The sequence below is a fragment of the Rhodococcus sp. NPDC059968 genome, from assembly GCF_042738615.1.
Lineage (GTDB): Bacteria > Actinomycetota > Actinomycetes > Mycobacteriales > Mycobacteriaceae > Rhodococcus_F.
In genome coordinates, this window is the sequence record NZ_JBHWUE010000171.1 from 1 (window position 1) to 12802 (window position 12802).

The window sequence follows — 12802 nt, forward strand, 5'->3', positions numbered from 1 at the left end:
GCCAACGGAGGACAGGTGCCCGTGCACGTAGCCCCAGCCGTCATCGTCCGCGATCATGTTTCAAGACGCTCTTTGTACATCAAGCTCCTTTCAACGTTCGTGACACACGTGAATTCAGGCTTTGTGACCAGGTCGACGCGCACGACATCACCACTTCATCCCGAGCGGAATCGATCTCAGCGTGGCGATTCCACAAGACGACAGAAAATTTGGTCACTCAACGTGATACTCGACTATGTAAAGGGCGGAGCCATTGTTCATATAGGCACGTCGAAGGCCTGAACTGGCCTCGGCCGACTCAATTATCTTGGATCCGATCTCGCTGTCTGCACCGACCTCCCCGTCCAGAAGTTCAAGGCGCGCGATATTGTCGAAACTGTGCCGTATATCGATTGATCTGATGTCGCCGGCATCGACATCAGATGCCCTCCATACCTCATCCTCGTTTATGGTGATGTATGGTTCGTCACTCCCCGTGTCGTCTGTTGCTTCGCATTTCAGTGTTTCTAACACCAACGTGGCGAGGTTCCGTGGTTCTCCGTGCGGGTCCTTCTGCGGCTCCTTCTGCGGGTCCTTCTGCGGCTGCGCATTGGAAATGCGGCTATCGTTGGAACGCAACACGCCAAACCGCGCGGAACGAAACTGCGGCTCCGGTGGCCGCCCGTCCTGCCAGAATTGAACAGGAACAAAGGCCTCTGGATTGTTTGTTTGCAAGCTCAGGAAGAACTGGTAGAGGTCGATCCCCTGGTATTGCCCGTCGGGTGCGCCGCCGATGATCTCGACCAACGCCAGATGCAGATGTGGTGAGATCCCGCCGAATTTGTGAATCCTGCCCAGGAACTCGCCAACAGCGACCCCCGATCCCACACCCAGCCCATCAGCCACGTCAGTTAGGTGCGTGTAGAAGCCTCCCATCACGTCGTTCGGCGATCGCATGAAGATCTGTGCGCCGTAAACTCTACCGCTGTCTGCTGCAGGATTATGCGGTTGAAACTTCGTGACGTGACCATCAAACGCCGCGTACACGGGGGTTCCTTCGGCACCTCCGATATCCATGCCGTATTGGATGTACCAACTCGGCCCGACGTGCCCCCCCTGGTTCGGACCGCCGTAGCCTTGGGTGAATCCGGGGACTCCGACTGGAGCGGTTACTTCCACCGTGAACGGGCTGCGCGGTTGGAGAAGGGCACGCGGACGACTGTACTTGCGCACGAATGTCGGCAGCAGTTCCGCAATCACGACGGGTATCTCGTCCGAATCCCAGGACAGGCTTGCACCGGGGATAACGCCTTCGATCTCCTGGATCTTGTCCTGCATGACCAGCATCTGTTCCTCGTCGAGATCGCCCACCCTTGTCGAAACCGGAACTCCTAAGGCCACGCCCACGGCGTTCGCATAGGTGACGGGGTCGTTGCCGTCAGACGCAGGTGCGTAGATCTTGAACGCGTCCAGAATGGACTTTGTTGCGTAGAGGTTTGTCCGTAGCAGCTTGGCGATGGCATCATATCCGCTGGCCCATGTCGGAAAGATTAGAAAGTTGTGCCAGTTGAACTTTCCCGGGTACTGGCCGAAGTCGGTACCGTTGGGGTGGCCAGTGATGTTTCCCGGATTGTTGTTCAGCCAGGCGAAGCTTCCCTCGAAATTCGTCATTTGTGGGCGGCCTCGAGCGATTTCATCGGCGTGAATGACGAAATTGAATATTTCTTTTCCATACCCTCGGTAATCGATGGGATTGTCTGGCTCGAACCCCGGGAGATGGCCGAACCATTCTTTCCTGGGAATGTCTGTTTCGAAGGAAATTTTTCCATTCCAATACCAAACATGGTCGCCGAGTTCGAAGGACATCTGTTTACCTTTCCACTTACAGGATTTTCTATAACGCTACCCAATCCGCAGAAGCGCTGCGCGACTGCGGAGGTCTGCGTTTACTGTTGCGAATACCAACTCGCCAATCGGACCCGCGGTAAATACAACGTTGACATCGGACGACTCAGATCCGCCGAACTCGGTGAAGCCGGACTTCCACCAACTTGCGCACAGGGGCAGCAACCGACAATCACGACAAAGAAATCACATAAAGATCCCCAGCAAGACGTCATCCAATCGTGTCTTAATCTCATTCACCCCCGACTCTCTGCCGCGGTCTCACGCCCGCGGCCTCAACGCGGAAGAGACAATCTGGTCTGTTTCTGAGTCTCCTCGCACGGATCCCAGCTGTCACTGATCCTTAGATGACTAAACAGAATGGAACCGCGGCCCGGAAGGGTGAGGTTCACGATCGACAACCGGCTTTGTGGATGCAGCACATTGCGTACAAGCGGAGCTCGCCGAGCCTGCCGGGCGGCAGGCCGCCCGGCAACGTGCCCTTCCCGGTGGCATCGCTGATCGCCCACCGACCGAGAGCCATGCCCTACCTCCCATCCCCGACAACAAGATCTGTCACGAGCTGGCGGGGGGACTTACCACATCTCGGGGGCCTCCGGAGGACCGATATCGATGGACGACTCCGGAGATACGTCGACAACGCCGGCGATCGCCCGCAATCGTTGAGCGAGACCGACGTCGGCACTCCCCACGATGACGCCAATCTCCTCGAGCATGCTGTCGATGTCGAAGCCCGCATCGGACAGATCCTTCGCGATCGGTGTGATGGGGCGATCCTGGGAGGTGGTGACGATCCATCGCTGCGTCATCCTCGGTCACCTCCCAGTCCACCCCATCGTGCAGATCCAGTCGCCGCCACAGCCTAGGGCGCTTGCACGAGCCCACGCCCTACCTGCGCGGCCGGGAACGGAAGGGGTCTGGCCGTGGCCTGCAGTTTGGTCCACAGGGCCCTTCCCCGCAAGTTCGCGCCGGTCTCGGCCCACAACGCGGCGCAGCCTGCCACGTGTGGTGTGGCCATGCTGGTACCACTCTTCGTGCCGTAACGAGTGGGCCGAGGAACCGAGGAGAAAATGTCCCGTCCAGGAGCTGCGATCTCGATTTTCCCGCGATTCGAAAATGAGGACGGGGTGAGATTGCGGTCGAGCGAAGCCACCGACATGATTGTCGGCGAGTTGGCCGGGGCGCCCGTAGCCGCGCCCGCATTGCCTGCGGCAGCGATGATCAGGCATCCGTTATTCAGGGCCGCAGTGCCCGCCGCGGTATAGGCAGCCTGCACCGGCGCCTGTGACCCGAGGGACATGGAAATGACCGGGCACCGGTTCGCGATCGCCCAGTTCAAGCCGTTGAGTACGACGCCGGTCGTACCCGCTCCAGTGTTGCTCAAGACCTTGCCTGCGAAGATCGGGGTCCTGTACCCGATGCCATACCGGGGAGTGGTGCCGGGCGGCGCCTTGGGGCCACAGGCAGTGCCGATGCAATGAGTTCCGTGGCTGTGCAGGTCGTGCACAGGCTGGCCGACGAACGACTGGCTGACGATGGGCCGTCCCGCGAAGTCCGGATGGCCCAGGTCCATGCCGGTATCGAGAACAGCGACCTTGCTGCCTGCGCCGCTGCGTAGGCTCGGCGGCACCGTGCAAACGATGAGGCCCCACGTGGCACCGAGGACCTGGGTCTTCAGATCGGCGTCCCCGACGAGGTCGAGGCCGTTGCCGCCGTTGAGGTCGCGGGCGATGACCTCGGTCGCCCTAGTGAATCCGCGCAGGTAATCCACATCCTGCTCCGCGAATGCGAAATACTCCGGTTCGATCGCCTCGAATGGGCTGTCAGCTGCGATTTCGGCCTGGGCGCTCACCCCGTGCTCGTCCAACGCGGCAGCGCCGACGAGGGCCGCTCCGACCTCCGGGAAGACCACGGCATCGGCATCGGTGCCGGCGATGTCCTCGAGGCTCAGTGCCTGGCTTTCGAAGTCACGGGTGTCGGCGGCCTGAAAACCTTGGGTGCCGAGCGCCTGGATACCTTCCTCCACGGCCCCTTCTTTGAAGGTGACGATGTAGCGGCCTGTCTCGAGGCTTTCGTCACCACGTTCTACTGCTGCTAGCAGCAGTTCATCGATGCTGCTGGTGACAGCGTCGCTCGGCTTTCCTTCGGGCGTCTTCGCCATGATTGATCCCTATCCTCTCGATCGGTTACTCGATGTTGGACGTGTTGTCGATCGTCATCTGTTCGGTTGCTGCGTCACGAGTAGTCGACTACTCGAATCTTTCGGCCGCCGCACGCCGTCGACGCCGGCCGCCGCGACCGGTCGCGCGTGCACGCACAAAAGCCCTGCCTCACTGCAGAACCCGGGGTGTCCGCAGTTCGAGGACAACCTGGTCCGGAGGACTACCTGGCCGCACCGCGGCCGTGGCAGGTCCCGACAGTCGGGCCGCTCGTCCTGTGCCCGAATCAGCGGTCCCCGCTGTTGTCGATGTGTCAGCGGGGCAGTAGACCCGGATTCCAGCGGCACCGAGCCGCGCCCGGTGGTCGTTCGTCGCTGGGCACCGAATCCACGACACCCCCCAAAAAGACCTGAAGCCGTTCGGGCGGCACACCGGTAGCAATCACGAAAGTCGATTGCTACGAGTCGGATTCGGCTTCGCTGGTCCGATTATGCGACGTATATACGTTAGTCGTTTATTAAGGTCGGTGTTTCAGCCGATATCACCGCGCGTGATGACGACGCCATAATCACGCGGGACGACGCTGTGGACACTCATGCTCGCCAAGCCCATGAACGTTTTCAATTGATCGCCGAAGATGCCGAGCTCGCAAATCGATACAAAAACCCGGCTGTTGGAGATCACAAAATTCGAGCGCGGGTTCAACGGAAAGGCCCGAGGCATTCTCTTCGGTTTCTGCGGGCGCGCTCGCTTGCTTGCTCCTGTCATGGAGAAGACGGTTACAAGATTGGTGTGAATTTCGTGTACGTACACGTCCTTTCCTGCGGTGCTCATGAAATATCCAGGCGCTCTTACTGAATCGACCCGTCCGCATCGGTCGAAAGCGATGTCGATGTTGCGCGAGAAGGCGCCGCCGCGTGCAGGGTGTGACGACCTCCACAAACCTCATTCCCACCAGCCGAAACCACAAGACTGGTTGGTTCTCATTCCATCATCCTCGCTCCTGATGCCAATGTCACCGGTGGTTAGGACCCGAAAACGTTTCTTCCCACGCGGGCATTACACACTCAGAAGGATCCGCCAGCGGGCGGGACCGGGTTCGCAACGCGCGGAGATTGCGCGAGAGTCCCGCCGGCGAAACGCGGAAGACCTAGCCGGGCATCCTTGACATACCGTTGAGCCCTCAGTCGCGGCCCTGCACTGCGGCGAGAACGGTCAACATAGTGCAGACGTAAGTGCGCGACAGTTTCCACTCGTTGCCCGTACGGTTACAGGCCACAGAGGCGGCCTTACCAATTGCGTCGACGATCTCTGGGCCAACGGTGCAGTGCCGTTCGAGGCGGCCAGGTATGGCCGCCTTCGCAGCGCGTGTGACGGGAGCGCGACCCCGAAGTATTCCACGACAACACGGACGCCTCCTGCGGCGGCCATCGATCGGCAGGGGTGCCCGGCACCAAGGTGGCGACGATCCAGGGCCGCGGACACCGTTCGGAGGGCTCATCGAAACGCTGCGGAACGGGAACCGGCAGAGAAAAGTACAGGGCGAGGTCGCCGCCGAGCCACCATAGCTGGTTGTCCCAGCCACGCGCGCCGAGCCGCACAGGGTGATCGGCCTGGTCGGGGTGCTGGCCGCGCTGCGTTACGCGGTTGACGGGCCGTGCCTGCCGCCATCCGCATCATGCTTTGCAATGATCGTCACCATGACCGACACTCCCACGCTCGACGGGCCAGCGTGGTGCGCCCCAGGGCTCGACACCAAGGGGAGTCGATTTCCCCTGCGGGTGGAGGCGCCGGTGATGAACCTCGTCGATGCCCTTGTCCCCGGTGTGTCAACGATGACGCGCAACAGCCGCTACTACGGGCTGTACTGGGCGCTGGCCGATTACGCCCACACCAAGGACTTCGACACCATCACCTGCCGGACGGTGCTGCGCCGAGCCGAGGTTGCGCTGGCGCTGGCGTCGTTGGTCGATCCAGACACCGGTGGTCTGGACGGCCCGGGTGACATGCACGGTGCAGATACCGTCCGCTCGCGGTTGTCCACCAGCTCTGCTGATCGCCTCGCCGACGTTGGCGATGGTTCATATTCGCCGCGCACATGGGGATTTTGGTCCCAGTACAAGGGACCCGTCGTGACGTTGGGCATCGCCTCGACAGACCGCGAAGCCTTCCGCCGAGGACCACGTGACACCCCCGGCCCGGTGAAAGATATGTTCCAGCACTTCCTCGACGTCGTCGCCGCACGGCCCATCACCGTCGACGAGGCGCAGAGCTTCGCCGACCTCACTCGCATCCGACCGGATTCCGCGGATGTCGCACCCCTACGCGCGGTCATGACTGCCACTGACGGCGGCAGTGTCCAGACGGCGTGGACGGCCAACGACCGTACGAGGCGGTCAACCTTCCGGATTCTGGCGCGGGCGGTGCAACTGCAGCCCGACGCTGACGGATGGACGGGCCAGCTCTTCGACGCAGTCGCCTACGGCCCTGCCCTCGACGAGGATTCCGTGTTTCACGCGGAGGGAAAGCGCGCGCAGACATGGCGGGGTCTGCTTCTCCGCCACCACTCTGTCGGGGCGTGGCGACGCCTGTGGTCGGCGCTGGTCGACCACGTAATCGACCACATCCGGACCACAGGAGAACCCGCGGCGCGCCATGACCTGCACGCCTGGATCCGCAGCCACACCCCCGATGACACCGTCGAGAAGTTCCTTCGGAGCTGCCCCGAGCCCTTCGATGCGGGAGGGAACCCTCTGCCGGCCGAAGCGCAGATCCGCACGGCGCGGAAGCAAATCGAAGCCGACCTCGGTGTGCTCCTACTCGGCTCGGTCCGCGACGACCAGCTCACCGGCGTTACCCAGCAGGCGTTTCGCGGCAACGCCGGCCGCGGCAAGTACCTGGATCCGCAGTGGGTGGCACACCAGCGGCGCGAGCATCTCCATCGGACCATGCCGGACTTCGCGTGTGCCCTGGTCGACGACATGCTCGCCCAATCCCACCGCGTTGCGCTGCTGAAGATGCACATCGACGGCGACGGTCGAATGAAACTGCCTACCAAGCTGCACGAGCGAAACGGTCGATACTTCGCAGACAGCCGGGAGGGATCCGGGAACGTGGGTTTGCGCACCGAGCAGCTTGGTGAAGTCGGACAGCAACTCGGTCTGTTCGACACTGTCGGCGACCGCGTGGTCGTCACCGAGCGGGCGGCGGCGTTGCTGGAGCTGCCGCAATGACGCGGGCACGGTTCGAGCTGCATTCGCCGTTGACGTTGTTGCGTGAGTGGGATCATGGCCCGCTGCGTGAGGTCGTGGTCACCGGGTACACCTTGGATTTGGTGTTCTTCGAGCGGCACTGCGTGCCGGTTGCGCGGGCGCTCGGCGCCCGGGTGACGGTTCTCTCCGACGCGCACCAGCCGGTGCACGAGGCTGCGGACGTCCGCTACGCCGGGCGGACCTACCAGCACGGCCACGTCGGTTGCCGCGGCGCGTTCCACCCGAAGCTCGCGGTGCTCGTCGGTGACGACGACGTCTGGGTCGCGATCGGGTCCGGAAACCCCACCACCTCCGGGTGGGGCCACAACGACGAACTGTGGTTGGTCATTCGCTCTCCCCGCTCGGCCGGGCCGGCCGCCTTGCTCGATCTCGCCGCCTGGCTGCGCACTCTGCCCACGGTGGTGTCGATGCCGTCCTGGATCGCCGACACACTGAGTGTCGTCGCTGAGGCGGTCACCCCGGAACAGGTCGACAACTCTCTGCCCGAGCTGCGGATCATAGGAAACCTGGACCGGCCGATCCTCGAACAACTCCCCCAGATTCCGATGCGCGCACTGCATTTGTCCGCGCCGTTCCTCGACCGCACCTCCTCCGCAGTCGCAGCACTGACCGCGCGCATGACCCCGCAGCAGCTCATCGTCGCTGTCCAGGAGACCGTGTCCTGGTACGACGGGGCGACACTGGTGGAGGCCACCGAGACCGTGCCCAGCGTCGAGTTCCGGTTCCTCGACGACGCCCGCACCAGTCACGGCAAGCTCATCGAGTGGATCGACGGCACCGGTACGACTGCGCTCGTCGGGAGCGCCAACCTCACCCGCGCGGCGTTGTTGACAACAACTCGCAACGGCGGGAACTGCGAACTCGTCGCGGCCCACCCGGTCGGACAGACTCTGCTCCCAGAGGGGATCACCACTGTCGACGCGACCGGCATGCGAGCACGCTCAACCACGCCGTCGGCCGAATCACGCCGGCGTGTTCCGCTCACCCTGCTCGGGGCCCGGTGGCACGACGACGCGATCCTGGTCGAACTGCACACGAAGGTCGCGGGATCGATCACGATCGAGATGTCCCCGACCGGCGCGCCGGGATCGTGGCGACGCGTCGACGTCCGCGACGCCGACATACCCGGTCCGGTACAGGCCATCTTCCGGGCGGACGAAGGCACCGGCGGAGCAGTCCGCGCCCGCATGACCGAACCCGACGAATACGTGACGACCGTCGTCTTCCTGACCGACGTCGCCCGGTGCCTCCCCCGCGAAATTGACGACGGCGGCCCTCGTGTCTCCCGCGACTACGGCATCGAAGACTTCATCACCGATCCGGCGTTAGCCGACCGGTTGAGCAACGACCTGCTCCGGTTGATGAAGACGGTCGGGCAGCACCGCGCCACGACACCACCAAGAGGGTCGCCGGCCCAGTCACCGCAAAGCGCCCGGAGCGACGACCGCTGGGGTTCCTGGCTCGACAGCGTGCAGCGCACCCTCGGCCCGACGTTCGCCGGGTTGCTGTTCCCCGGTGCAGCACACGCCAGCCAGCCCGAGACCGACGCGGCCGTGCAGTGGACCATCGATGACAGCGAACCGGTCACCGACATCACCGACGACGAGGACGACGAGGACATCGACCCGATCGCGGACGCCGGCACCGATCAGCAGGCTCCGGTCATCGATCCGGATCAACGCGCGGCATGGCGCACTCGCTCGGAGAAACTGCGGCGCGCCGTCGTAGCGAAGGACCGGCGCCCGCCGTTGGAACTGCGCATGGGAGTGACCCGGATCTACATCGACCTTCTCGCCGCCGGGGTGTGGGCACCCGACGACGACGATTGGCGATGGGCAATCGCCGACGTTCTGACCGCGCTTCCTCCACAGGACAGCGACGACGACGATGTCCCGGAAACGCCCCTGAACTATATGAGTTCGATGATCGCCGTCGGGCTCGCACTGCTCGGACAGGACACGAAGCTCGACCGGGGATCCCCCGAGGACATCTTGTGGCAGACGACGTGGAGCAAGCTGCGGCCCTGGGTCCCGCTGGCACGCACCGAGATCGTCGACGACTACCTCTACGTGCCGACTCAAAGCTACGCGCGGGTGGCCGACCGGGACGCCATCGAATCACTGATCGCCCTGGCCATCGACGCGGCCACCGATCCGCACGCGGAGATCCGAGCAAAGCTCGTAGCCGCCGGGCTGGCAGTAGAGTTCCGCGACGGAGTGTGGATCGCCGAGACCAGTGGCGGATCTGCCCGCAGGATCGCCGCACGTGTCGCCACAATCGTCGGGGACCGATGCGCAGTGATCGTCGTGGGAGCGGACAAGACATGCGCGGTGCTGCGCGTCGGCGCCACCTTGGTGATGGGTGAACGAACCCCTCCGATGTGGCACATCATGACGATCCCGTCCTCGGTCAGCACTCCCACCTCACTGCTCGCCAGCGCGGACGGCCTCCCCTCCTCACGACAACGAATCCCCCTCGGAACAACAACCCCCGACATCATCACCGTTGCCGACACACTCGATGTCAACCTCGCCCAGATCACCGAAGCCATCCGCCGATGGAACTGACCGCCACCCACGGGCAGCGCCCAGCCGATCTTGCCCGTGGGGAGCGGTCACAATTCGAATAGCAACTCCTGCTCGGATTTCCAACCGCCAAAACGGGTCGTCGGTGAGCGATGTTGCTTCCGGCCTGGGGCTTCGTGGCGAAGGTGATCCGTTTCCTGCGCGGCCCGTCCAGGTGCTTTGCCCGGTTGGTTGCTGCCGGCGCTTTTCGACGATTCCGCACGAGAAGTTGATGCAGGCGATCGAGGACTATCGACTGTGCAATTGGCCGACCGACCCTCATCAGAACCGCCAATCACATGGGTGCGGATCGAGGTTGGATGCGAGAACCGGATCGGGTCTTCCATTCCCATCCGGGCAGCTTGGCCAGCCGCTGACAGCGGACCTCATTCAGCTGTCCTTTGGCGAAACTTTGCCGCTGCGAGGCAACCCATGTGCCGAGTTTGAATCCGCTGGCATCGACGTATTTTTGCGGTGGACGGGCGTGGCCATTCTTGTCGACGTACCGCTGGATTTGCTGGTAGCCCTCCTCCCACCGGGTGTCCCGGACCGACGCAGTCCACCCGGGCACAGCCACAAGTCGCTCCCTGCGTTGCTCGCTGAGGGAGGCCCAGTTGGCTCGCTGAGTCGTGACCCACTGGCCGAGCCTGAATCCGTCGACAATGCAATCGGCCCGCACCTGAGCGGTGTCGTTCTCGCCGACGTATGCGAGTAGCTGCTCGTAACCTTCTTCCCACCGAGTGACCTTGGTGTCCAGCGTCCATCCAGGAAGTTGTTCCAGTCGGTGCCGGCGCTCATCACTCATCGCCTGCCACTTGGTTTTCTGATTGGCTACCCAGGATCCGAGTAGGGTTCCATCCTCGGTGACGTATGCCTGTGGCACACGTGCGTTCCCGTGTCGCGCCACGTACTGCTCCAGGCTGCAAAACCAGTCCTCCCAAGAATCTGTCCGACTATTCAACGTCCATCCAGGGAGCTGTTGCAGTCGATCCCGGCGCTCGTCGCTCATCGCCTGCCAGGTAGATCGTTGGTTACTTACCCAGGATCCGAGTTTGGCACCACCATCGGTGACGTATGTATCTGGCACGCGTGCATGCCCGTGTTCCGACACATACTCCTCGAGGCTGCGGAACCACGCCTCCCACCATCCACCTCGCGCATCCAGAGTCCAGCCCGGCAGCTGCGTGAGCTTCTGCCGCCGTTCTTCGCTGAGGTCGTCCCAGATTCGCCGCTGAACACTGACCCATCTTCCCAACGGGTAACCATCGTCGGACACGAACGACTGCAGAACCTCCGCGCTGCCGACTTCCTCAACGTGCTGCAGAAGATACCGATATCCCACATTCCACTTGTCGTCGAGAACATTTCGTGTCCAACCAGGCACAGCCTGGAGACGCTGCCGCCGCTCAACTGTCAACCGATCCCACATGCGGCGCTGGCGCCGTATCCATGTCTCCAGGTTGATTCCATCGACGATCAGACCCCTCGGCGGATTCGCGTGGCCGTTCTCCTGCACGTAGTGCGTCAGTGCCGTGAATGATGCCTCCCACAGTGCGGATCGGGCATCCAAGGTCCACCCGGGGAGCTCTTCCAGCCGTCGCTTGCGATCAGCGGGCAAGGCCGCCCACTTGGTCCGCTGTTTGCCGACCCACTTGCCGAGGCGGTATCCGTCGCTGCAAACGTAGTCGTCGCGAATCCCTGCTGCGTCATGCACACCGACGTATTCCAGAAGGTGCCTGAATCCGTCCTCCCATTGATCATCGAGGCAGGGCCTCCAGAAGCTGTTGCCGGGCTACGCTCAAAACTCCCTTCGATTTCCGACTACGTTGAATCGTGACCCACGAACCGAGTCCGTAGCCGTCGACGCGGTACGTCTGCAATACCAGCGCATTCCCGTGCTCATCCACGTATCGTTCCAGCAGACCGAACCAGAACTCCCAAGTCGGGCTCGTTTGCTCCACGAGTCGGGTGTCGAAGGCGCGAGCGAAGTCCTCTCCGACTCGAACGGGTACATCCAGGTGGATCTTGGCCGGCAGCCGCGGCGCACCGCCACGGCGACCCATCTCGCGACGGAGTGTGTCGATCTGCACGGCCAGTTCATCGTCGTGCGCCCGCAGCGCCTTGATCACATCCCACACTGGCTTGAACGCGGAATCATCGAGTGCAACCTCAGGGTCGGCCTCGGAGTCAATGAACACAGGAATGACGATCGTGCCGACCACCTTGTCATCAGCTCGCCGGATCGCCCGCCCGACAGCTTGGATGATGTCCACTTCGGAGCGCCGAGGGTCGATGAATGCAACCCCGTCGAGGGTGGGTACGTCCACTCCCTCGGCGAGGCATCGTGCGTTGGCGAGCAGCCCGCGTTCATCGTCGTCGAGGCGGCTCAAGTTCTGGAGCAAGACGTGGCGTTGGCCGGCCGTCATTGCCCCCGAGGCGTACTCCGACCACAGACCGCCGGTCGGGCGCTGCTGGTCAGGCATCCAGTCGATCACCGCGGGCAACTCCGTGGCGAACTTCTGAGCACGTGCCACCCGGGAGTGAAAGCTGATGACGCGCCGGAGATCATACTTCTGCATCGCCTTCGCCAGGCCGATCTGTCCGGCCAGGGACCGAGCATCGGTGATGTCTTCACCTTCGCGGGTGACCAGAGTGCCCTTCTCCGCGTAGCTGCGGTAGGTGGTGTCATCGACCCCTACGATGGCCACTTGATAGTCGGTGAGAAGGTCCCGACTGATTGCCTCGCCGAAACTGAGCCGATGGAACACTTTCCCGAAACCGTTTTCGTCGTCCATCGAGGCTACTTCCAAATCACCTTCGCTGGCAGCCTTAATGATTCGTCCGGTGAAGAACCGCGGCGTGGCCGTCATAAACAACCGCCGGGCCGCCCTGATCCGATCGCTGTCGAGCACAGTCGCGAAGG

General features: G+C 62.8%; 8 protein-coding genes. 2 read left to right on the forward strand and 6 right to left on the reverse strand.

All coding sequences use genetic code 11. From position 1 onward, the window contains the following. Positions 1–213 precede the first annotated feature (213 nt). From ACFWAY_RS51145 to ACFWAY_RS51160, 4 genes are all read right to left on the reverse strand, one after another. The gene (locus ACFWAY_RS51145; protein WP_378516168.1) at positions 214–1845 is read right to left on the reverse strand and encodes a peptidoglycan DD-metalloendopeptidase family protein; all 1632 of its coding nucleotides are present in this window, start codon (positions 1843–1845) and stop codon (positions 214–216) included. 614 nt (positions 1846–2459) lie between these two features. Beyond that, a complete protein-coding gene (locus tag ACFWAY_RS51150) occupies positions 2460–2693 on the reverse strand; it encodes a hypothetical protein (RefSeq protein WP_378516169.1) in 234 nt (77 codons plus the stop codon). A 53-nt stretch (positions 2694–2746) separates the two neighbouring features. Then, entirely contained in the window at positions 2747–4045 is a 1299-nt protein-coding gene (locus ACFWAY_RS51155; RefSeq protein WP_378516170.1) for a S8 family serine peptidase, read from the reverse strand. Between the two features lie 529 nt (positions 4046–4574). Next, positions 4575–4877, reverse strand: a complete 303-nt coding sequence (locus tag ACFWAY_RS51160) for a hypothetical protein (protein ID WP_378516171.1) — start codon at positions 4875–4877, stop codon at positions 4575–4577. A gap of 866 nt (positions 4878–5743) precedes the next feature. On the opposite strand from ACFWAY_RS51160, the gene ACFWAY_RS51165 reads away from it, so the two are divergent. Both ACFWAY_RS51165 and ACFWAY_RS51170 read left to right on the forward strand, forming a co-directional pair. Next, positions 5744–7276, forward strand: coding sequence for a hypothetical protein (locus tag ACFWAY_RS51165; protein WP_378516172.1), 1533 nt, complete (start codon positions 5744–5746; stop codon positions 7274–7276). After that, positions 7273–9882, forward strand: coding sequence for a hypothetical protein (locus ACFWAY_RS51170; protein WP_378516173.1), 2610 nt, complete (start codon positions 7273–7275; stop codon positions 9880–9882). Before ACFWAY_RS51165 ends, ACFWAY_RS51170 begins: the two co-directional genes overlap by 4 nt. 292 nt (positions 9883–10174) lie before the next feature. Here the strand turns inward: ACFWAY_RS51170 and ACFWAY_RS51175 are convergent, their stop codons facing one another. Further along, the gene (locus tag ACFWAY_RS51175) at positions 10175–11593 is read right to left on the reverse strand and encodes a helicase associated domain-containing protein (RefSeq protein ID WP_378516174.1); all 1419 of its coding nucleotides are present in this window, start codon (positions 11591–11593) and stop codon (positions 10175–10177) included. A gap of 43 nt (positions 11594–11636) precedes the next feature. Continuing rightward, positions 11637–12802: Helicase associated domain protein (locus tag ACFWAY_RS51180; protein WP_378516175.1), on the reverse strand; the 1166-nt coding region annotated here is incomplete at its 5' end.